This is a genomic window from Ruegeria sp. AH12 (assembly GCF_056541465.1).
Genome location: NZ_JBQFYL010000015.1, coordinates 64,848 through 85,084, shown reverse-complemented (window position 1 = coordinate 85,084; position 20,237 = coordinate 64,848). Strand labels below are relative to the sequence as shown.

Sequence of the window (20,237 nt, the reverse complement as noted above, 5' to 3'; positions counted from 1 at the left end):
GGCTCTGCCCCCTTGGACCCCCGGGATATTTTTAGCCAGATGAAGATTGGGTCCTGGTTTTGACTTTAGCGGATGTGCAGAACGGGTTGGCCGCGCAGGGCTACGTTGCCGATGATCGGTTGGCGATGGCGCTGCATCTGGCGCGAGCCCTGGGGCGTCCCTTGTTGCTGGAAGGTCCTGCGGGCGTCGGGAAGACCGAGGTGGCCAAGGCAATGGCCGCGTGGCGTGGGGCGCGTTTGATCCGTTTGCAATGCTATGAAGGGTTGGATGCGAGTCACGCCATCTATGAGTGGAACTATCAGCGTCAACTTTTAGCTATCCGAGCGAGTGAAGCAAAAGGTGGAGTTGGTGAGGCAGAGCTATTTTCGGATGCCTACCTGCTTAAACGGCCTTTGTTAGAGGCTATATCTGAAGAAACGCCCCCGGTTTTGTTGATTGATGAGATTGATCGGGCGGACGAGGAGTTTGAGGCGTATCTGCTGGAGATACTGTCGGATTTTCAGATCACGATTCCGGAGCTAGGAACCGTTACAGCCCGATCACGGCCAACCGTGATCTTGACGGCCAACGGAACGCGGGACTTGTCTGACGCGTTGCGACGACGGTGTCTGTACAGTTTCCTCGACTATCCGTCGAAGGAAACCGAAATGGCGATCCTTCGCGCACGGATGCCAGAGGTCGAAGGGATTCTGGCGCGGCAGATCATCGGGGTCGTGCAAGCATTGCGCAAAGAAGAACTGGAAAAAACACCAGGTATTGCCGAGATGCTGGACTGGGCGGCGGCCTTGTCTGGTCTTGGGGTCAATGATCTGGCGAAATCCCGGGATGAGGTGCAGGCAACATTGGTGTGTTTGCTCAAGACAGCTGCTGACTATGATGCTGCCCCACCCGAAGTGATGGATCGGCTGATTGGGAAGGTGGCGTGATGCAAGTCACTCGGTTCCCCTCGCGCGCCGCAGGGTTTGCAGACCGTATGTCGGGCTTCATTGCACATCTGCGCATGAACGGCCTTCATGTGGGGCCGCGGGAAACTGGTGATGCGATGGCGGCTTTGTCCGCGGTTGAGGCAACGGATTCCGAACAGGCACGTCAGGCTTTGTGCGCGCTTTTGGCGGGTGATGCAGAAGATTGGCGTCGGTTCGACGACCTGTTTGACGCGTACTGGTTCAACGCTGGCAAACAGCGCTCGGGTTCGTCCAAAACCACACATGTCAGGGTACAATCGGCAAAGCCCATGATCTGGCAAATTCAAAACACAGGGGCAGCAGAGCCTCAGGCTGAAGCGGATGCAGAAGCTGCTGTACCGGAAACAGGCGCGGGTGAGGCTGAGGGGATCGATGGGCAGCTGATTGCGACCCAGACGACAAACCTATCCCGCCGCGATCTTCGTGAATTGATGGATGAAGAGAGTCTAAAACAGGCGGAAACAGCTGCTTTGAGGCTTGCGCGTGCTATGCGGGATCGACGCTCTCGCAGGCGAAAGCAGGCGCTGAAAGGACCTGTGCTAGACATGCGACGTATTCAGCGGGCAAGCCTTGCGCGAGGTGGAGAGCCATTGGACCTGTATCGCCGCGCCCGGCCACCGCGCCCGATGCGGATCGTTGCGTTGTGTGATGTGAGCGGGTCGATGACCGTGTACTCCCGCGTGTTCCTTGCCTTTCTAAAAGGCCTTGTCGGCAGCGGGACTGAAGCCGACGCTTATCTGTTTCATACACGGCTGATGCGGGTCACCGATGCGTTGCGGGATCATGACACATTGCGGGCCGCTGGGCGGTTGTCGCTTATGGCCGAGGGATTTGGTGGCGGCACCGATATCTCGGGAAGTCTTGAGACCTTTCTGAACGGGTATGGCGCGCGTGCCCTGAATGGGCGTACGATCGTGCTGATCCTGTCAGATGGCTATTGCAGCCGAGATCCCGAGGCGCTGGGCCATGCCCTTGCACGTGTCCGGCGCAAAGCACAGCGCATTGTTTGGCTGAACCCTCTCAAAGGATGGAAAGACTATCAGCCCATCGCGACTGCCATGCAGGTGGCAGAACCTCATCTGGATGCGCATCTACCCGCCAATACGCTCGACGCTTTGGCGGCACTTGAACCCGAGTTCCGCAAGCTTTGAAAGGCTCTAATATGGCTAATTTTGACATTTTTGACAGAATTGAGCAGTTGCGACAGAGCGGTCAGCCTTTCTGCGTAGCGACAGTTCTGCGAACGGCGGATGCGACCTCGGCCAAGGCGGGGGGCAAGGCTGTGATCAATTGCGATGGAGAGATATTGGGCCATCTGGGCGGTGCCTGTGTACAGCGGGCTGTTCGCACATCGGCGCAAGAAGCGCTGGCGAGTGGTGTACCGCAGATAATTCGCGTGAAACCTGCGGAAAAGGTGGTGAGCATGACGGACCCGGATGATGTGCAAACCTTCAAAAGCGGGTGCCCATCTGGCGGCACCGTTGATCTTTTGGTCGAACCCTACCAACAGGCCCCGCGATTGGTGATCTTCGGTGACTCGCCCATTGCTTCGGCCTTGGCCGCCCATGGCGCATTGGCAGGGCTGCGTATTTATCTTGAGGATGGCGCTGTTGCCTCGGACGACTATGACCGGTTTTCACTCGATCAGGTCAAAGATTTGGGAATTGAGGGGCGCGATTTTGTGGTTGTCGCCTCTCAAGGTCGCAATGATGGTGCCGCACTTCGGGCTGCGCTGAATAGTTCTGCCGATCGAGTGTCGATGGTCGCCAGCCGCCGCAAGGCTGATACGCTGTTGGCGAAACTTATTGGTCAGGGCATGGACCCAGTGCGCGCTGCGCGCCTTAAGTCCCCAGCAGGGTTGGATATTCATGCAATTGACCCGCACGAGATCGCCCTGTCGATCCTGGCTGAGATCGTGCTTTGGCGGAACAGTGATACCGCACAGGAGGTTTCGCATGATGAAAGACTTGCTTAAGCTGTGCCGCACGATGTGGCCGAAACGCCCTGATCTTAGTGCGAAGGAAAAAGAAGAGCTGGCGCTGATCCTGTTCCCGAGATGCTGTTGAAAGAGGAAAGACCTAAATGGAACTGAGTGACGAAATCCGTATCTCGGCCCCGCGTGACGTGGTGTACAAGGCCCTGAACGACCCGGAGATTTTGCGGGAATGTATTCCCGGCTGTGAAGAGTTGACGCAAACGTCGCCCGAGGAGCTTGAGGCGAAGGTGGTTCTGAAGATTGGTCCGGTCAAAGCCAAGTTTGCGGGTCAGGTGACGCTGGATACCGCCAAGGCGCCCGATGGATTTTCGCTTACTGGCGAAGGCAAAGGCGGGGCTGCTGGGTTTGCCAAGGGCGGGGCCGACGTGACCCTGACCGAGGACGGGGATGAGACAGTGCTTGCCTATACCGCGAAGGTGGATATCGGCGGCAAAATCGCACAGCTGGGCAGCCGTTTGATCGCCGGAACAGCCAAGAAACTGTCGGGAAAGTTCTTCACACGGTTTGGTGAGATTGTGTCAGAGCAGGGGGCTTCCTGACGCGAGCAAGATACAGACCATAACACCGTTCAGCCAACAGGACAGAAATAGCGGCACGCGCCGCTATTGATTTTTTACCGCGCGTAAAGAAAATGAAAAGCTGTGACAAGATACAGGCAGCAAGGGTCCGCAAGCGGTAGGCATGACGAAAATCAAGAACATGGAAGAATTCGCGGCGCTGAGCGGTATCTCAAGGCCGACGGTTTCGAAATACTTCCACGACCCCGAGAGCGTTCGGCCCTCGACGCGGGCACGGATCGAAGAAGCGCTGGAGCAGTTTGATTATCGTCCCAACATCTATGCGGTGAACCAGAACCGTAAGCTGACCAAGAATATCGGCATCGTGGTGCCTTATCTAGCTGACCCGTTTTTTGCCGAGATCGCGAGGTATCTGGAACAAAGCTGTATCGCTGCGGGGTATCGACCGTCCTTGTTCAGCTCGCATGGCGAACAGAAATTGGAGAATGAGATTCTCGACAGTTTGCGGTCGCTGAAGCCGGCGGGCGTGCTGCTGGCCCCCTTGGGGCGCGCATCGGATCGGTCTCAGATCGAAAAGTTCTGCGCCAATGTCCCGACTGTGCTGTTTGACAGTAACCTCGAAGGTTTGGGCGCTGCATTTATTGGATCGGACAATTTCAGCTTTGTCTCTCAGACCGTGGAATACATGACCCGAACGGGTGAGCCGCCGTCATTCTTCGAGATGCGGACGCCCGCAAACCCCAATGCCAACAAACGCCGCAAAGCCTATGTCCAGGTGATGGAGCGTTTGGGGTTCGAACCCCATGTCATCAAGATCGATGGTGAAGGCTGGGCCTTCGAAGAGATCGGCCATCAGGGGGCTTTGAAAGTTTTGGATCAAGGTCTGCTGCGCACGGACTCGGTCCTGTGCAGCAATGACCGCCTTGCCATTGGCTTTCTGGCGGCGTGTTACGAGCAGGGGATTCGCGTGGGACGGCGTCCGGATTGCGCGCTTCGCGTTGCATCAAATGACGATCATCCCTTTGCCAAGTTTACCTGTCCGTCCCTCACAACTGCTGCACATGACTATGACAACGTGGCTGCGCGCAGCGTCGAGGCCCTGTTTGAACTTGTTGAAAATGCGGGAAATTCTGGCAAGAGGACCGAAACCTTGTTCCCTGCGCGGCTGGTGCTTCGAGAATCTGCATGAGTCAATAAACTTAACGCGCGTAAAGTTTTTATTGACGTCGCGACAATTTTGGAACTACCCTCTCTGCACGACATCCAAGCTCAGGGAGGACAGGGATGTATCTGAAGAACGCACTTCGTGCGGCGACTGCACTGACATTCGTCGCTACGGCAGCGGCCCATGCACAAACCATAACGATCGCCACCGTCAACAACGGCGACATGATCCGGATGCAGGGCTATACCGACAATTTCACCGAAGCGACCGGCATTGATGTGGAATGGGTGACGCTGGAAGAAAACGTGCTGCGTCAGCGCGTGACCACTGACATCACCACCAAGGGCGGTCAGTTCGACATCATGACCATCGGCATGTACGAGACCCCGATCTGGGGTGCCAATGGTTGGTTGGTGCCGCTGGATGGTCTGTCGGAAGACTATGATGTTGGCGACATCCTGCCCGCAATGTCAGGCGGTCTGAGCCATGACGGAACGTTGTACGCGGCCCCGTTCTACGGCGAAAGCTCAATGATCATGTACCGCACCGACCTGATGGAAAAAGCTGGTATGGAAATGCCAGATGCTCCGACATGGGAGTTCATCCGCGAAGCTGCCGCGGCGATGACCGATCGCGACGCTGACATCAACGGCATCTGCCTTCGCGGTAAAGCCGGTTGGGGTGAGGGCGGTGCCTTCATCACTGCGATGTCCAATTCCTTTGGTGCGCGCTGGTTCGATGAAGATTGGAAGCCACAGTTTGATCAGCCTGAATGGGCAGACACGCTGAACTTCTACGTGGGAATGATGAACGAATCCGGTCCCGCAGGTTACGCCACTAACGGATTTAACGAGAATCTGTCGCTGTTCCAGCAGGGCAAATGCGGCATGTGGATCGACGCAACAGTTGCGGCATCTTTCGTGACCAATCCGACTGACTCGACAGTCGCGGATAGCGTCGGTTTTGCACTTGCACCAGACACCGGGCTTGGCAAACGTTCGAATTGGTTGTGGGCCTGGGCTCTGGCAATTCCAGCTGGTACTGAACAGGCTGACGCAGCCAAACAGTTTATCGAGTGGGCTACTTCAAAAGACTACATCGAGTTGGTGGCGGAAAACGAAGGTTGGGCCAACGTACCTCCTGGCGCGCGTACCTCGCTGTACGAAAATCCGGACTATCAGGCTGTTCCGTTCGCCAAGATGACGTTGGAATCGATCCTGTCAGCTGATCCGAACAATCCGACTGTAAAGCCAGTGCCTTACGTTGGTATTCAATTTGCCGCGATCCCTGAGTTTGCGGGCATCGCAACACAGGTAAGCCAAGAGTTCTCGGCAGTTTATGCCGGACAGCAGACGGTGGAAGAAGCCCTTGCCAAAGCGCAGGCCTTCACAGCCGAAGAAATGGAAGCCGCAGGTTACTAAGGCTTCCCTCCCGTGGGGGACAGGCGATCTGTCCCCCGCTCCCCACTTTCACAATTCGCGTTTTTCTCGCAGGCTAACCCAGTGCCTGAACAGAGAGGTATTGCATCATGGCGACCCAACATTCCCGATCCGTTGCCCGGCTGATGATGGCACCTGCAGTGGTCTTGCTGCTTGGCTGGATGCTCGTGCCTCTGACGATGACCCTGTATTTTTCCTTCAAGAAATACCTGCCCCTGCGCGGTGGTGATCTGGGCTGGGTCGGCTTCGACAACTACGTCCGGTTCGTATCATCCAGCTCTTTCTGGCCCGCGGTTCAAGCAACGCTGATGATCGTCGGAGGGGTTCTGGTGATCACCGTTGTCCTAGGCATCCTTCTGGCGATGCTTCTGGACCAACCGATGTGGGGCCAAGGAGTTGTCCGCATCCTCGTGATCGCGCCCTTCTTCGTCATGCCCACAGTGTCTGCGCTGGTCTGGAAGAACATGTTCATGGATCCGGTCAACGGCCTGCTGGCGCATCTGTGGCGCTTCTTCGGGGCCGAGCCGATCTCGTGGCTGTCCGAGGCGTCGATGACCTCGATCATCATGATTGTATCTTGGCAGTGGTTGCCCTTTGCAACGCTGATCCTGCTGACCGCGATCCAATCGCTGGACAGTGAGCAGTTGGAAGCGGCCGAGATGGACGGCGCGCCGGTCCTGAAACGATTTTATCACATCGTCCTGCCGCATCTGAGCCGCGCGATTACCATCGTGATCCTGATCCAGACGATCTTCCTGTTGTCGATCTTCGCCGAGATCTTCGTGACCACCGGCGGCGCATTCGGCACCCGCACCCTCACCTACCTGATCTTCCAGCGCGTGTTGGAAAGCCAGAACGTCGGCCTCGGATCAGCCGGAGGTGTATACGCCATCATTTTAGCCAATATCGTTGCGATCTTCCTGATGCGCATCGTCGGCAAGAACCTGGACGCGTGAGGAGGTAAGACCATGGCCCGCGCCGTCACGACACAACGCAAAACACTGAACACCGCCATTGCCTGGGGGATCGGCCTGCTGATCTTCTTCCCGATCCTCTGGACCATCCTGACCAGCTTCAAGACCGAGGCAGAGGCCATTGCCAGCCCGCCGCTGTTCCTGAACTTCAACTGGACGCTTGAGAACTATGCCGTCGTGCAGGAACGTTCGGACTATATGCGGTTCCTGTGGAACTCGGTCATCATCGCGGGTGGTTCAACCATTCTGGGCGTGATCATCGCCGTGCCTGCCGCGTGGGCGATGGCCTTTGTACCATCCAAGCGAACCAAGGACATCCTGCTGTGGATGCTGTCTACCAAGATGTTGCCTGCAGTCGGTGTTCTGTATCCGATCTACTTGCTGTTCATTCGGCTTGGGCTGCTGGATACGCGCGGCGGGCTGGTGGTTGTTCTGATGCTGATCAACCTGCCGATCATCGTCTGGATGCTCTACACGTACTTCCGTGAAATTCCCGGCGAAATTCTGGAAGCCGCACGGATGGACGGAGCGACGTTGAAAGAGGAAATCCTCTACGTCCTGACGCCCATGGCCATTCCCGGCATTGCCTCGACCGTGTTGCTGAACTTCATTCTGGCCTGGAACGAGGCGTTCTGGACCCTCAACCTGACTGCCGTCGACGCGGCTCCGCTAACGGCGTTCATCGCTAGCTATTCCAGCCCCGAGGGCCTGTTCTTTGCCAAGCTCAGCGCGGCCTCGACTATGGCGATTGCGCCAATCCTGATCCTTGGCTGGTTCAGCCAGAAACAACTTGTCCGCGGCCTGACCTTCGGCGCTGTGAAATAAGGAGCACTCCTCATGGGACGCATACAACTCAAGTCCGTGACCAAAAGCTTCGGCGACGTTGAGGTCATTCCACCGTTGGACCTGACCATCGAAGACGGCGAGTTCACCGTCTTCGTCGGCCCCTCGGGCTGCGGTAAGTCCACCCTGCTGCGGCTGATCGCGGGGTTGGAGGATATCACCTCGGGCTCCATCGACATTGACGGCGCGGACGCCACCGATGTCCCGCCCGCCAAGCGGGGTCTAGCGATGGTGTTCCAGTCCTATGCGCTTTATCCGCATATGACAGTACGTAAGAACATCGCGTTCCCGTTGCGTATGGCCAAGCTGGACCAGGCTGAGATCGACAAGCGCGTTGAAGGGGCCGCCAGCGTCTTGAACCTGACCGATTATCTGGACCGCCGTCCCGGACAGCTATCCGGCGGACAGCGCCAGCGCGTTGCCATTGGGCGCGCTATCGTGCGCGAACCGGCGGCGTTTCTGTTCGACGAACCTCTGTCGAACCTCGACGCGGCCCTTCGCGTTGGCATGCGGCTAGAGATCAGCGAACTGCACGAACGCCTCGCCACCACTATGATTTACGTGACCCACGATCAGGTCGAGGCGATGACAATGGCCGACAAGATCGTCGTCCTTCAGGCCGGTGTGATCGAACAGGTGGGCTCGCCTCTGGAGCTCTATCGTACCCCGCGAAACTTGTTTGTGGCAGGCTTCATCGGCTCGCCCAAAATGAATTTCATCGAAGGCGAAGAAGCTGCAAAACATGGCGCGCAGACGATTGGTATCCGGCCCGAGCATATCACTGTGTCCGAGAGCGGCGGTACGTGGTCCGGTGTTGTCGGCGTGTCCGAACATCTTGGATCGGACACGTTCTTCCACATCCATGAAACCGGGCTGGCCGAAACCATAACCGTCCGCGCGGATGGTGAGGTCGGGTTCCGGCACGGGGATCGTATTCACCTGACCCCGCGCTCGGACGTCATTCACCGATTTGACACCAAAGGATTGCGGATTGAATGAAACGCTTGGCGGGCAAAACGGCGTTGATCACAGGCGCGGCGCGCGGGATTGGGCTGGCTTTTGCCAAAGCCTATGTCTCTGAAGGCGCGCGCGTGGCATTGGCTGATATCGATATCGCCCGCTCGCAAATGGCCGCACAGGAGATCGGCGAAGCCGCGATTGCGGTTGAGATGGATGTCACCAACCAACACAGCATTGACAGTGCAATCGCGCAGACGGTGGATCGCTTTGGTCAGGTCGACATCCTGATCAACAACGCCGCGATATTCACTGCCGCGCCGGTCGTTGAGATTGAGCGTACCGACTATCAGCGCGTCTTCGATATCAATGTCTCCGGCAGTTTGTTCACCCTGCAGGCTGTCGCACGGCACATGATCGAACAGGGGATCAAAGGCCGCATTATCAACATGGCATCACAGGCCGGGCGACGCGGAGAGCCCTTGGTCGCGGTTTATTGCGCCAGCAAGGCGGCCGTTATCTCGTTGACCCAATCCGCTGGCCTGAACCTGATCAAACACGGCATCAATGTGAACGCGATCGCGCCGGGTGTGGTGGATGGCGAGCATTGGGACGGGGTCGATGCATTCTTCGCAAAGCACGAGGGCAAGCCACCGGGACAGAAAAAGCGCGAGGTCGCCGCCGCAGTTCCACATGGCCGTATGGGGCGTGCCGAGGACCTGACCGGGATGGCGGTATTTCTGGCCTCAGATGAAGCGGACTATGTCGTCGCACAAACCTACAACGTGGATGGTGGAAATTGGATGAGCTAATGGATCCATTGGCGCGCACTCATACACCAGTGAAGTTGCGGTTGGACAATCTGTCCCGGCTTCCCGTGGATGTTAAAACGCCCCGCTACCGGCGCGAAGATCTGACGCCCGGTATTGTCCATATCGGTCTTGGCAATTTTCACCGCGCGCATCAGGCCTGGTATATCCACCGGCTAATGCAGCAGGGTCTGGCGCTGGACTGGGCCATCATCGGTGCAGGTGTCCGCAGCTATGATGCAGAGTTGCGGGCAAAGCTGATTCAGCAGGATTGCCTGACAACATTGGTTGAACTTGATCCGGCCGCCTTATCCGCCGAAGTGATTGGCCCGATGATCGACTATGTGCCGATTGAGCCCCGCAACGGGCCGCTGATCGAACGGATGTCAGACCCCGCCATCCGCATCGTGTCGCTTACCATTACCGAGGGCGGATATTATCTGGACGCCAAAACGGGGGCGTTCGATACGGAGCATGATGATATTCGCCATGATGCGCAAAACCTGGAACAGCCGCGCACCGTTTTCGGCGCACTTGTTGCCGCGCTGAAGCGTCGGCGCGCTGCCGGGCATGCGCCCTTCACGGCGCTCAGCTGCGATAACCTGCAAGGCAACGGTGCGATCCTGCGTGACTGTGTGGTCGGGCTTGCGCGCTTGTCCGATCCCGGTCTTGCGGAGTGGATCGACCAGGCTGGGGCCTTTCCAAACTCGATGGTGGATTGCATCGTGCCTGCCACGTCGGAAGACCTTCGCAGCCAATGCCAGGCGCTGGGCATCACAGACGCCGCCCCGGTTTCGCACGAGAACTTCCGCCAATGGGTGATCGAGGATGATTTCTGCGCCGGACGTCCACCTTTGGAAACGCTTGGGGTGGCGATCACCAAAGATGTGCATGCCTATGAGGCGTTGAAGCTGCGCATTCTGAATGCCGGTCACCAGATATTGGCCAACGCGGGTGAGATTCTGAACCTGCCCACGATTTTGGACTGCCTGCAGGATGCAGACCTCTCGGCCTTTTTTCGCAAGGTCCAGATCGAAGAGATACTGCCTCATATCAAAGGCGTGCCCGAGACCAGCCCAGATGCGTATCTAAAGCAGGTTGAGCGCAGGTTCCTGAACCCGACGATCCGCGACTCAACACGCCGTGTGGCCTTTGATGGATCAGCCCGGCATCCGGGGTTTCTGTTTCCATCGCTTCGCGACGCAATATCCTCGGGTGCGTCGTTGTCAGGGTTGGCCCTGGCCGAAGCCTTCTGGTGCCGCATGTGCGCTGGCGTGCGCGAGGATGGGATCACGATTGCGCCTAATGACCCTATTTGGCCAGACTTGCAGGCCGCTGCACACGCGGCTCGGGCAAATCCCGCACAATGGCTGGATGTGGCCAACCTCTATGGTGAGATAGGGCAGGACCAACGGTTTGCCCAGGCCTTCACCGATTGGCTGGATTGTATCTGGCAAAATGGGAGCCGCGCCGCAATTGCCAGATATGTCAGGTCGTAATACCCCGCGCGAAATCGGGGCACCTTCACTTAAGACCACACTGCCTAGTCGCCGAAGGTGGCCAGATAGGCGGTAATATCTTCCGCGCCTTTTTTGAGCTTAACGCTCATGTTCGGGCGGGCTGAATCGTCGTTCAGATACTCTTTAATGAAACCGATCGGGTCCTGCGAATAGGCGATAATGTTGGCTTCGGTCCAAACCAGACCTTCCTCGCCAGCGCGGATCATGTCATCGGTGAACATGCCGATAGGTAGACGTTCACTGCCATAGCGGTAGTCGTTCTCGGTTCCGGCAACACGGCCGACTACGCCATATAGATTGGGGCCGGTGATTCCACCTTTCACCAGAACTTCGCCATCCTTGATAATCGCGTGGCAGGATGAACAACGGTTATAAAGCTGTTCGCCTTTGACAGGATCACCGGAGGCGGCGGCCTGGGAAGACAGGGCAATCGTTAACAGAACGGCAGCCAAGGGGGGTTTTGACATCGTAGTCTCCTGATTGACGTTCGCGCAGGGGTTGATGTCTGATGTATCTGAGCGAAGCGCAACGAGAATCCGCCGGATTTTGCGCCGCCAAAATCATCTATTTCAGGGGTATTATTTGTTGCGAAACAAAGGGATATTCACATACCTGATCGTGCCCGGTTTCGAACCAATCTTACAAAAGCTAAGGACAGTGAAACAGGCAAAGCTGATGCCGGGACGTGCAGAAAGCTGGCCCGAATCAGGCCCATTCGATTCGTTTTGTTGGCAAGCAGAGTGATATAGAATCACCAAAAAACCCGGTGTGTCGTGACAAAATACACAGATGCGGCGTATTGCGCGTTTATGACCGCTGGACGAATACTAATTGCGTCGGTAGACAACGCGGTTAAGACACCGCATTCGTGCGGTGTACGAGCTATTTGCCCGCACGCGGGCGCCAGACAATCGGAGATTACCTCGTGTCCCACGCAGAAGACCACGAAGGCACCCGCAGAGATTTCCTGTACTACGTCGCTGGCGGCGCAGGTGTCGTTGCCACCGGGGCAGCCGTATGGCCCCTGATCAACCAGATGAACCCATCCGCAGATGTTCAGGCCCTGTCCTCGATCCGCGTGGATGTAAGCGGGGTTGAGCCGGGTACGCAATTGACCGTCAAGTGGTTGGGCAAGCCGGTTTTCATTCGTCACCGCACCGGCGCAGAAATCGCCGAAGCGCAAGAGCAGGATGCCGAGGGTGTGGATGCCCTGCCGGATCCGCTGGCGCGTAACTTTAACCTGAACGCCGATGCTCCCGCGACTGACGCGAACCGCGTTATGCCGTCGCCCGAAGGCGAAGCGCCGGGCGCATGGATTGTTCAGATGGGTGTGTGCACGCACTTGGGCTGTGTGCCGCTGGGTGATGCTGGGGACTTTGGTGGCTGGTTCTGCCCCTGCCACGGCTCGCACTATGATCTGGCCGGTCGTATCCGCAAGGGTCCCGCGCCTGAAAACCTGCCTGTTCCGCCTGCGGAATGGGTCGACAATTCGACAATCCGACTCGGCTAAGGGAGACCCAACTTATGTCCGGAATTCCCCACGATCACTACGAGCCGAAGACAAATGGCGAAAAGTGGCTGCATAGCCGCCTTCCCATCGTAGGCCTGCTGTATGACACTCTGATGATCCCGACCCCCAAGAACCTGAACTGGTGGTGGATTTGGGGCATCGTTCTTGCGTTCTGCCTGGTGCTGCAAATCGTTACCGGTATCATTCTGGTGATGCACTACACCCCGCATGTTGATCTGGCCTTCGCCAGTGTCGAGCACATTATGCGCAACGTGAATGGTGGTTACTTCATCCGCTATCTACACATGAACGGCGCGTCGCTTTTCTTTGTTGCGGTCTATATCCACATGTTCCGCGGTCTCTACTATGGCTCGTACAAAGCCCCGCGTGAGATCACGTGGATCATCGGGATGCTCATCTACCTGATGATGATGGGCACCGCGTTCATGGGCTACGTTCTGCCCTGGGGTCAGATGTCCTTCTGGGGTGCGACCGTGATCACTGGCCTGTTTGGCGCGATCCCGTTTGTGGGTGATGCGATCCAGACCTGGCTGCTGGGCGGACCGGCGGTGGACAATGCCACGCTGAACCGCTTCTTCTCGCTGCACTATCTGCTGCCGTTTATCATTGCGGCACTGGTGATCGTGCATATCTGGGCCTTCCACACCACTGGCAACAACAACCCAACGGGTGTTGAGGTTCGCCGTGGCTCGAAAGCCGAGGCCGAGAAAGATACGCTGCCCTTCTGGCCCTACTTCGTGATCAAGGATCTGTTCGCACTGGCTGTTATCATGGTCGTGTTCTGGGCCATCGTCGGTTACATGCCGAACTATCTGGGTCACCCCGATAACTATATCGAAGCGAACCCGCTGGTCACGCCTGCGCATATCGTTCCCGAATGGTACTTCCTGCCCTTCTACGCGATCCTGCGTGCCTTCACCGGCGAGGTCTGGGTGGTTCAGTTCGCCAGCTTCATCACCGGCGGCATCGTCGATGCCAAGTTCTTTGGTGTGGTTGCCATGTTCGGTGCGATCCTGGCGATGGCGCTGGCTCCGTGGCTGGACACGTCGAACGTGCGTTCGGGTCAGTATCGCCCGATGTTCAAATGGTGGTTCCTGCTGCTGATCGTCGACTTCTTTGCCCTGATGTGGCTGGGTGCGATGCCTGCGGAAGAACCCTATGCGACCTTCTCGTTGATCGCCTCGGCCTACTGGTTTGCCTATTTCTTCGTGATCCTGCCCGTACTTGGTGTGATCGAGAAGCCGCTGCCACAGCCTGAAACGATCGAAGAAGACTTCAACGCGCATTATGGCAAGGCTGACGCCGAAGCCACGCCGGCCGAGTAAGAAGAGGGACCGGAAACATGTTCAAGAAACTTGCAATCGGTGCCGCGTTTGCCCTGGCCCTTGCGCCCGCCTCGACCTTTGCGGCAGGTGGCGGTGAGCAGCATATCGAAGACTATGCGTTCTCGTTCGAAGGGCCGTTTGGTACTTGGGATGAATTCCAGCTGCAGCGCGGTCTTCAGATCTACACCGAGGTTTGCGCAGCTTGTCATGGCCTGCAATATGTGCCTCTGCGTGATCTCGAAGCGCTGGGGTATTCGGAAGAACAGGTGATCGCTTATGCGGCCGCCAACTTCGAGGTGTTAGATCCTGAGCTTGAAGATTTTCGCCCGGCGATTCCCACCGATCATTTCCCGGCCAACACAGCGGCTGGCGCACCTGACCTGAGCCTTATGGCCAAGGCGCGTGCAGGATTCCACGGACCTTATGGTCTGGGGATCAACCAGCTGGTCAAAGGCATGGGTGGCGCAGAATACATCGCGTCCCTGTTGAATGGCTATACGGGAGAAGAGAAAGAAGAGGCGGGAACCATCCTGTACGAGAACAAAGCCTTCCCTGGCGGTTGGATCTCGATGGCACCGCCTCTGTCGGATGAGCAGGTCGAGTTTGCCGATGGTCACGCGAATGACGTTGAGCATATGTCGGAAGACCTGGCTGCGTTCCTGATGTGGACAGCCGAGCCAAAGTTGATCGACCGTAAGAATGCCGGTTTTGTCGGCGTGATCTTCCTGACGGTTCTGTCTGTGCTGCTGTATCTGGTGAACAAGCGCCTTTGGGCACCGCATAAGGGCAAAGTGCGTAAGGACTGATCGTTCTTATCGGATTGGAATTGGAAACCCCCGCACCATCAGGTCGCGGGGGTTTTTTGCTTTAAGGATGGGCTGAAGGGGCCAGCCCCTTCTTGGCCTTTGGCCAATTCAACCCCGGGATATTTTTGGCCAGATGAAGAATGGATCAAGCTGTGAGCTGCGTCGCGGTGTGACCGGTGATCACTGCAGTTACGATCTGACCTTCGGGTTGGGGTGTGTCAAAAGCCACTTCGGTAAACTGCTCGGTCCGGCCCATATGCGGATTCTCCATTAGGATGCGATGGGTTTTGCCGATCTGGGCAGCGAGATGTTTGGCGACCTGTGTCTCACCTGCTTTGCGCAGACGGGCGGCGCGGGACTTGATGATTGTGCCGTTGACCTGCTGTGGAATGCGGGCGGCCGGAGTGCCGTCGCGTTTTGAGTAAGGAAAGATATGCAGCCAGGTCAGGTCGCATTCAGTGACCAGTTTCATAGAATTCTCGAAATGAGCGTCGGATTCAGTGGGGAACCCGGCGATGATGTCGGCGCCAAAAGTCATCTCGGGTCGCAGTTTGCGCGCCTCTTCGGTGAAGCGGATGGCGTTGTCGCGCAGGTGGCGGCGTTTCATCCGTTTCAGGATCAGGTCGTCGCCGTGTTGCAGGGACAGGTGTAGATGCGGCATCAGGCGGGGCTCGGTCGCGATCGCCTGCATCAGGTTCTCGTCCACTTCGATGGAATCGATCGAGCTGATCCGCAGGCGCGGCAGATCCGGCACCAGCTTCAGAATGCGCATAACCAGATCACCCAACTTGGGCTTCGCGGGCAGGTCCGCACCCCATGAGGTCAGATCAACGCCGGTCAGCACAACCTCGTTATAGCCCCTATCAACCAACCGCTTGATCTGATCCACTACGACGCCTGCGGGCACACTGCGAGAGTTGCCGCGGCCATAGGGGATGATGCAGAAAGTACAGCGATGGTCACATCCGTTCTGCACCTGCACGTAGGCCCGGGATCGTGTGCCGAAGCCATCGATCAGATGACCGGCGGTTTCAGTGACGGACATGATGTCATCAACCTGAAGCGCTTCGGTCTCACCTATGAAATCGGCGGCCATCCCCTTCCAGGTATCGGGCCGCATCTTTTCGGTGTTGCCGATGACCGCGTCGACCTCTTCCATTTTCGCAAAGGTCTCAGGTTCGGTTTGTGCCGCGCAGCCGGTGACAATCAGGCGCGCGTCAGGGTTTTCCCGCCGCAATCTTCGGATTTCCTGACGGGCTTTGCGGACGGCCTCGGCCGTCACCGCGCATGTGTTCACCACGACCGCGTCGGTCAGGCCAGCTTGCTGGGACAGTTCCTTCATCGCCTCGGTTTCATAGGCGTTGAGGCGGCAGCCTAGGGTGGTGAACTTTGGGGCGCTCATCCGAAAGACCTTAGGAATTCGGGTGTCAGGGTGCCGAAAAACACATGGGCCGTTGGTCCTGTCATCCAGACGCCATCGTCGCGCCAGTCGATCCAGATGGTACCGCCATCCAGTTCGATTTGGACCTTGCGGTCTGTCAGGCCACGGCGCGCGGCGGCAACGGCTGTAGCGCAGGAGGACGAGCCCGAGGCCAGAGTGATGCCAACGCCCCGCTCCCACACCCGCATCCGGATATGGTCTTTACCGATGATCTGCGCCACCTGCACATTTGTGCGCTGGGGGTAGAGCGGGTGGTACTCGTACCGTGACCCGAATTCAGTGAGCGGAATCGCCTCGGCGTCTTCAACAAAAAACGTGCAATGCGGATTGCCCATGCCGGTGGCCGTGGGCGCGCCTTCGATTGGCAATTCCAGCGTATCCATCTCTTCGGCCAAAGGGATGTCACGCCAAACGAGCTGCGGTTGGCCCATATTGACTGAGGTCAGCCCATCGCCCGCATCTTTGGCCGCGAGAGAGCCCCGTTCGGTGGTCAGTGAGAGCTCGGATTTTCCAGCTTCGTCCATTAGAAACCGGGCAATGCAGCGCGTGGCGTTGCCGCAGGCGGCCGAAGTAGAGCCATCGGCGTTATAGAACACCAGATGCGCATCCTCAGGGCCGTTTTCGATGACGGCCAGCTGATCGAAGCCAACGCCGAACTGGCGATGCCCGATGGCCTTGGCCATAGCCGGAGTGATCGATGACGCATGTTCGCGCGCATCTACAATGACGAAGTCATTGCCCAGCCCATGCATCTTCATGAAGGGCAAACCGGTATCGAGTCTCTGTTGCATGGCGGGCATATAACGTCGGTGGAATGATGAATCCACCCTGTCGCCACGATTCGTGAAAAAAGGTCTTGACCCCCCCGCGCCACCTGCCTAAGTAGGCCGCCTATCGGGTCGCCGGAAACATCTAAAACACAGGCGAAACGAGGTGTGAAATAAGGTCTTGAACCTGATCGGGAAAATACCTTACAGAGCGCCACGGATCATCAAGATCCAACAAAAGAGTGGGCCGTTAGCTCAGTTGGTAGAGCAACTGACTTTTAATCAGTGGGTCGCAGGTTCGAATCCTGCACGGCTCACCACTTTTCATAATTTATCCTTTCCCTGTGAGGGGTTAGTTAATGAATTGACGAACCGTTCTGATAGGTTCGCCAAGTTTCGATCTCCATTGGGGCGAGATATCAGCTTCTCCATAGCGGAATCCGCCATACCTTCGCGACCAGCAGCCTCAGTGTAACGCTGCACGAGCGCAAGCGTTTTGTGTCCAGTGACAGCGCCGATTTCATGGGCAGTAGCGCCTGCCTCAGCCAAACGCCGCGCGCAAGCCTTACGCAGGCCATGGGCAGAGCAATGCGGTAGCTTGGCCTCTTCCGTCCAACGTTGCATTAAGTTTCCAAGCCCACCTGCTGAAGACCATGAGGAATTCACGAAGGTGCAGAAGTGGCGGATAGCAGGAGTTTTTGCTTTGATGGTCTCATCGGCGGCAGCCGTTATGATCGTCGGGACTGACGCTTGGAAATGGGATTTCACTACCGCAACACTATTAGCCATCGCCTGCTTTGGTTTAACGGCTTGCGCGGCTAGCGAGTTCTTTAGTCAGTGAAATTCGCTCCGCAACCTTAGAATATGCACATTCAAATCACCGGCACACTGGACCGTACCGATATCAAAAAGGCCACTTAATTGGGCCTTTTTCGCATCTACAGTGTGTCACGGCCAGCGTGCTGAGTCGCGCTCGATGTCACAAGATGTCGATGTACGGTCTCAGCGTTGCAGACAATCGCGGCAGTCCAACACGTGTCAGCATAAGTAAGAACTCTGCGGGATCATATGGTGGCTTCTCGTAGCCCCTACGCATTTCCGCCAAAGCGGAAGCCGCCGCTTCTGGATAAAGCTCAAATGTGCTCTCAAGAAATACATCAGGTGGCACTGCGGTAATGTCCCAGTCTGCCAACGCATCATCAGGGAAATCCTTGAGGTTGTTCGTGATAATGTGTTGAGCATCGGCTTTGATAGCAGCCGCCAAGACGTGACAATCGTTCTCGTCGGGCAACTCTAGTGCAGGCGTCAAAACGTTGTAATTTTCAATCAATGCCTCCGGGAACGCTCTCCCCATCGCGTCAATCTGGGAGGCGATACTTTGCTCCCTATCTGGTCGTTTCTTTAGCAAGTTTCGCCTCCACTCGTCCAAAACCTCCTCAGACCAGCGAGGGCGAAACAAGCCCGCTTCCCCGAAACGCAACAACACGTCTCGGGTGTGGAAAGGGTATAGAACATTTGCGTCCAAAAAATACCGTGAAGCGGTCACTAATGTTGCTCATTCAGCGTCAAATTCCTGTCCTAGTCGTTGCAAGGTCCTCAGCGCACTCTTACGCTCTGCGTCCCGCTTGCTTTTGTAATCCAACAAATCTGCCGCTAGCACGCGCCTATGCGTTCCAGCTTTGTGGTAGCGAATTTCTCCTGCATCCAACAGCTTTACCAAGTGGGGGCGGCTGATGTTCAGCAAGTCTGCGGCTTTTTGAGTGGACAGCTCGCTTGCATAGGGAACCAGCGTAACCATCTCACCACGAGCAACGTGATGTAGCATTTCCACAACAAAATTTGCCATGCTTTGTGGCAGTTCAATCGTGCTGGTTTCACCGTTTGTCTTCACGGTGAAATTTAGCTTGCCAGCTTCGTCAAGTGCTCTCGCAATAACGTCAAGCGTACGCGATGCTATTTCAGACTCCGTGTGCGTTGGGAGCCTTTCTTGTAGGGCTTCCGTCATGTCCTCTATCTCCCGGGTTTTGCCTCGTTCCGACGTATATTTTTGTCGTTTGTTATGTGGACAACATAGGCACAAACGAAATAAACGCAATAACCGAAATAAGTGAAACGCGTAAACAATCCGTTGACTGTGGGAAAATAAACGAAACAAACGGTGAGAGCATTCATCCCAGCGTGCCACTTGAAGGCATGACTGTGACGGCGCATGAGTTTGTTTCTAGATACAATCCGGGCGGTGCGGCTTTCCACGTAAGCAGCTGTCAGGCGCAAGCTACTTTGTTCAGAGTTTGAACAACTCATGTGCTTTCTCGACGTCGGCATTCCTTGTTTCAGTGATGCCGAAGCGAGCGGAAAATTTTGCGTGCGAAATTGTGTAGTGAGTACACATTTGCAATGTTAATCGACGCGCATTCGGTTTGGTCAGGCGATGTTCGAACGCGTAGGCGCCCTACGTCGGTCGATCCTGTTTACTCGACATTTGCGTGTTGCTCATGTGCTGTCGCTTGTGGATCTCACGATCACCACTTGTAAGCGTGTTGATCCCAATCCCGATACCACCCGGTTCCATAGTAACGGTTATTATCGGTATCGATGATCACGACATGTCCGCCCCAATAGGCGCTCTCTTTGAGTTGAAACACCGCCCAGAATCCCATGTTCGTCGGAATCGTTGTTCGGTAGTCATCTTTCATTTCTTTGAACCAGCACCACATGTTGCGTGCTCGAAGTGGACGCTTCGACGGGTTGCAGCGCGCGCCGCCGTCTATGCACGCATGCGGTGGTAGGAGTTCCGTGTATCCAGCACGGATAAACGCATCTGAGAGCTTGTGGGCGCAGTTGTTATTGTAATTGCCGCTGTCAGCGCCTACACAGGCATCGTTGAAAGCCGCTGCAGCGCCAGCGATGGATTTGTTCACGACTAGACTATTGCGCAAAGCTTCAAAATCACTCTCTTCCGCAGGTAGAGGATCACCTGTGGCTTAGGACGGCTGCGGAGGCGGCGCACAGTTTTCCATGTCCTCGTTGCGAGCCGTTGCAGTATGATCTGTGTTGTCGCGGGTCATTTTGATTTCCTTAAAATTTGTAAACACTATTGATTTTCAGCTTCGCATCACGCAGCCTTGGAAACAAGCCAGCGGGTGACGGTTCGCCCAACCAATGGCGATTTATTGAATGC

The 20,237-nt window shown here is 56.5% G+C and carries 21 protein-coding genes and 1 tRNA gene; 15 read left to right on the top strand and 7 right to left on the bottom strand.

Annotated elements, in window-relative coordinates; genetic code table 11:
• Positions 1-59 precede the first annotated feature (59 nt).
• The 11 genes from ACR0EL_RS17985 to ACR0EL_RS17935 all read left to right on the top strand — a co-directional run bounded on the left by ACR0EL_RS17985 (position 60) and on the right by ACR0EL_RS17935 (position 11,165).
• A complete protein-coding gene (locus tag ACR0EL_RS17985) occupies positions 60-926 on the top strand; it encodes an AAA family ATPase (protein ID WP_480501433.1) in 867 nt (288 codons plus the stop codon).
• Positions 926-2,116 (top strand): vWA domain-containing protein, encoded by a 1,191-nt coding sequence (locus ACR0EL_RS17980; RefSeq protein WP_480501432.1) that lies wholly within the window; start codon positions 926-928, stop codon positions 2,114-2,116. The genes ACR0EL_RS17985 and ACR0EL_RS17980 overlap by 1 nt, the downstream gene beginning before the upstream one ends.
• An 11-nt stretch (positions 2,117-2,127) precedes the next feature.
• Complete coding sequence (locus ACR0EL_RS17975; RefSeq protein WP_480501431.1) at positions 2,128-2,940, top strand: XdhC family protein; 813 nt, start codon at positions 2,128-2,130, stop codon at positions 2,938-2,940.
• A gap of 107 nt (positions 2,941-3,047) precedes the next feature.
• Positions 3,048-3,500, top strand: coding sequence for an SRPBCC family protein (locus ACR0EL_RS17970; RefSeq protein WP_480501430.1), 453 nt, complete (start codon positions 3,048-3,050; stop codon positions 3,498-3,500).
• A gap of 142 nt (positions 3,501-3,642) precedes the next feature.
• Positions 3,643-4,668, top strand: a complete 1,026-nt coding sequence (locus ACR0EL_RS17965; RefSeq protein WP_480501429.1) for a LacI family DNA-binding transcriptional regulator — start codon at positions 3,643-3,645, stop codon at positions 4,666-4,668.
• A 95-nt stretch (positions 4,669-4,763) separates the two neighbouring features.
• On the top strand, positions 4,764-6,065 hold the full coding sequence (locus ACR0EL_RS17960; protein ID WP_480501428.1) for an ABC transporter substrate-binding protein: 1,302 nt from the start codon (positions 4,764-4,766) through the stop codon (positions 6,063-6,065).
• Positions 6,066-6,172: 107 nt separating this feature from the next.
• Positions 6,173-7,039: a carbohydrate ABC transporter permease gene (locus ACR0EL_RS17955; protein ID WP_170435930.1), complete on the top strand. Its 867-nt coding sequence runs from the start codon at positions 6,173-6,175 to the stop codon at positions 7,037-7,039.
• Between the two features lie 12 nt (positions 7,040-7,051).
• The gene (locus tag ACR0EL_RS17950) at positions 7,052-7,882 is read left to right on the top strand and encodes a carbohydrate ABC transporter permease (RefSeq protein ID WP_353008412.1); all 831 of its coding nucleotides are present in this window, start codon (positions 7,052-7,054) and stop codon (positions 7,880-7,882) included.
• A gap of 12 nt (positions 7,883-7,894) precedes the next feature.
• Positions 7,895-8,899, top strand: coding sequence for an ABC transporter ATP-binding protein (locus ACR0EL_RS17945; protein ID WP_480501427.1), 1,005 nt, complete (start codon positions 7,895-7,897; stop codon positions 8,897-8,899).
• Positions 8,896-9,669, top strand: a complete 774-nt coding sequence (locus tag ACR0EL_RS17940) for an L-iditol 2-dehydrogenase (RefSeq protein WP_480501426.1) — start codon at positions 8,896-8,898, stop codon at positions 9,667-9,669. Before ACR0EL_RS17945 ends, ACR0EL_RS17940 begins: the two co-directional genes overlap by 4 nt.
• Positions 9,669-11,165, top strand: coding sequence for a mannitol dehydrogenase family protein (locus ACR0EL_RS17935; protein WP_480501425.1), 1,497 nt, complete (start codon positions 9,669-9,671; stop codon positions 11,163-11,165). The genes ACR0EL_RS17940 and ACR0EL_RS17935 overlap by 1 nt, the downstream gene beginning before the upstream one ends.
• Positions 11,166-11,209: 44 nt before the next feature.
• On the opposite strand, the gene ACR0EL_RS17930 is transcribed toward ACR0EL_RS17935, so the two are convergent.
• Positions 11,210-11,653 carry a c-type cytochrome gene (locus tag ACR0EL_RS17930; RefSeq protein WP_480501424.1) on the bottom strand — a complete coding sequence of 148 codons (444 nt, stop codon included), beginning with the start codon at positions 11,651-11,653 and terminating at the stop codon, positions 11,210-11,212.
• A 458-nt stretch (positions 11,654-12,111) separates the two neighbouring features.
• Between ACR0EL_RS17930 and petA the strand changes: the two genes are divergently transcribed.
• From petA to ACR0EL_RS17915, 3 genes are read left to right on the top strand one after another with little or no spacing between them, the layout of a single operon-like run.
• On the top strand, positions 12,112-12,696 hold the full coding sequence (gene petA, locus ACR0EL_RS17925; RefSeq protein WP_170534380.1) for a ubiquinol-cytochrome c reductase iron-sulfur subunit: 585 nt from the start codon (positions 12,112-12,114) through the stop codon (positions 12,694-12,696).
• Positions 12,697-12,710: 14 nt separating this feature from the next.
• Positions 12,711-14,042 (top strand): cytochrome b, encoded by a 1,332-nt coding sequence (petB, locus tag ACR0EL_RS17920; RefSeq protein WP_170534382.1) that lies wholly within the window; start codon positions 12,711-12,713, stop codon positions 14,040-14,042.
• A 17-nt stretch (positions 14,043-14,059) separates the two neighbouring features.
• A complete protein-coding gene (locus ACR0EL_RS17915; RefSeq protein ID WP_480501423.1) occupies positions 14,060-14,848 on the top strand; it encodes a cytochrome c1 in 789 nt (262 codons plus the stop codon).
• Between the two features lie 145 nt (positions 14,849-14,993).
• Here the strand turns inward: ACR0EL_RS17915 and mtaB are convergent, their stop codons facing one another.
• Positions 14,994-16,250, bottom strand: a complete 1,257-nt coding sequence (gene mtaB, locus ACR0EL_RS17910) for a tRNA (N(6)-L-threonylcarbamoyladenosine(37)-C(2))-methylthiotransferase MtaB (protein ID WP_480501422.1) — start codon at positions 16,248-16,250, stop codon at positions 14,994-14,996.
• On the bottom strand, positions 16,247-17,089 hold the full coding sequence (dapF, locus tag ACR0EL_RS17905) for a diaminopimelate epimerase (RefSeq protein ID WP_480501421.1): 843 nt from the start codon (positions 17,087-17,089) through the stop codon (positions 16,247-16,249). Before dapF ends, mtaB begins: the two co-directional genes overlap by 4 nt.
• Positions 17,090-17,300: 211 nt before the next feature.
• Here dapF and ACR0EL_RS17900 point away from each other — a divergent pair.
• Positions 17,301-17,376 (top strand) — tRNA-Lys (locus tag ACR0EL_RS17900).
• A 4-nt stretch (positions 17,377-17,380) separates the two neighbouring features.
• On the opposite strand, the gene ACR0EL_RS17895 is transcribed toward ACR0EL_RS17900, so the two are convergent.
• From ACR0EL_RS17895 to ACR0EL_RS17880, 4 genes are all read right to left on the bottom strand, one after another.
• Complete coding sequence (locus ACR0EL_RS17895; RefSeq protein WP_480501420.1) at positions 17,381-17,845, bottom strand: tyrosine-type recombinase/integrase; 465 nt, start codon at positions 17,843-17,845, stop codon at positions 17,381-17,383.
• A 190-nt stretch (positions 17,846-18,035) separates the two neighbouring features.
• Positions 18,036-18,542: a PIN domain-containing protein gene (locus tag ACR0EL_RS17890; RefSeq protein ID WP_480501440.1), complete on the bottom strand. Its 507-nt coding sequence runs from the start codon at positions 18,540-18,542 to the stop codon at positions 18,036-18,038.
• 69 nt (positions 18,543-18,611) lie between these two features.
• On the bottom strand, positions 18,612-19,061 hold the full coding sequence (locus ACR0EL_RS17885; protein WP_480501419.1) for an excisionase family DNA-binding protein: 450 nt from the start codon (positions 19,059-19,061) through the stop codon (positions 18,612-18,614).
• Positions 19,062-19,578: 517 nt separating this feature from the next.
• Positions 19,579-19,977, bottom strand: a complete 399-nt coding sequence (locus tag ACR0EL_RS17880) for a hypothetical protein (protein ID WP_480501418.1) — start codon at positions 19,975-19,977, stop codon at positions 19,579-19,581.
• Positions 19,978-20,237 lie beyond the last annotated feature (260 nt).

Coding starts and splice junctions, on each gene's coding strand:
- ACR0EL_RS17970 (WP_480501430.1), top strand. CDS start 3,048: ATGGAACTGAGTGACGAAATCCGTATCTCGGCCCCGCGTGACGTGGTG.
- ACR0EL_RS17895 (WP_480501420.1), bottom strand. CDS start 17,845: ATGGCTAATAGTGTTGCGGTAGTGAAATCCCATTTCCAAGCGTCAGTC.
- ACR0EL_RS17980 (WP_480501432.1), top strand. CDS start 926: ATGCAAGTCACTCGGTTCCCCTCGCGCGCCGCAGGGTTTGCAGACCGT.
- ACR0EL_RS17945 (WP_480501427.1), top strand. CDS start 7,895: ATGGGACGCATACAACTCAAGTCCGTGACCAAAAGCTTCGGCGACGTT.
- ACR0EL_RS17965 (WP_480501429.1), top strand. CDS start 3,643: ATGACGAAAATCAAGAACATGGAAGAATTCGCGGCGCTGAGCGGTATC.
- mtaB (WP_480501422.1), bottom strand. CDS start 16,250: ATGAGCGCCCCAAAGTTCACCACCCTAGGCTGCCGCCTCAACGCCTAT.
- ACR0EL_RS17955 (WP_170435930.1), top strand. CDS start 6,173: ATGGCGACCCAACATTCCCGATCCGTTGCCCGGCTGATGATGGCACCT.
- ACR0EL_RS17930 (WP_480501424.1), bottom strand. CDS start 11,653: ATGTCAAAACCCCCCTTGGCTGCCGTTCTGTTAACGATTGCCCTGTCT.
- ACR0EL_RS17940 (WP_480501426.1), top strand. CDS start 8,896: ATGAAACGCTTGGCGGGCAAAACGGCGTTGATCACAGGCGCGGCGCGC.
- dapF (WP_480501421.1), bottom strand. CDS start 17,089: ATGCCCGCCATGCAACAGAGACTCGATACCGGTTTGCCCTTCATGAAG.
- ACR0EL_RS17885 (WP_480501419.1), bottom strand. CDS start 19,061: ATGACGGAAGCCCTACAAGAAAGGCTCCCAACGCACACGGAGTCTGAA.
- ACR0EL_RS17960 (WP_480501428.1), top strand. CDS start 4,764: ATGTATCTGAAGAACGCACTTCGTGCGGCGACTGCACTGACATTCGTC.
- ACR0EL_RS17915 (WP_480501423.1), top strand. CDS start 14,060: ATGTTCAAGAAACTTGCAATCGGTGCCGCGTTTGCCCTGGCCCTTGCG.
- ACR0EL_RS17950 (WP_353008412.1), top strand. CDS start 7,052: ATGGCCCGCGCCGTCACGACACAACGCAAAACACTGAACACCGCCATT.
- ACR0EL_RS17975 (WP_480501431.1), top strand. CDS start 2,128: ATGGCTAATTTTGACATTTTTGACAGAATTGAGCAGTTGCGACAGAGC.
- petB (WP_170534382.1), top strand. CDS start 12,711: ATGTCCGGAATTCCCCACGATCACTACGAGCCGAAGACAAATGGCGAA.
- ACR0EL_RS17935 (WP_480501425.1), top strand. CDS start 9,669: ATGGATCCATTGGCGCGCACTCATACACCAGTGAAGTTGCGGTTGGAC.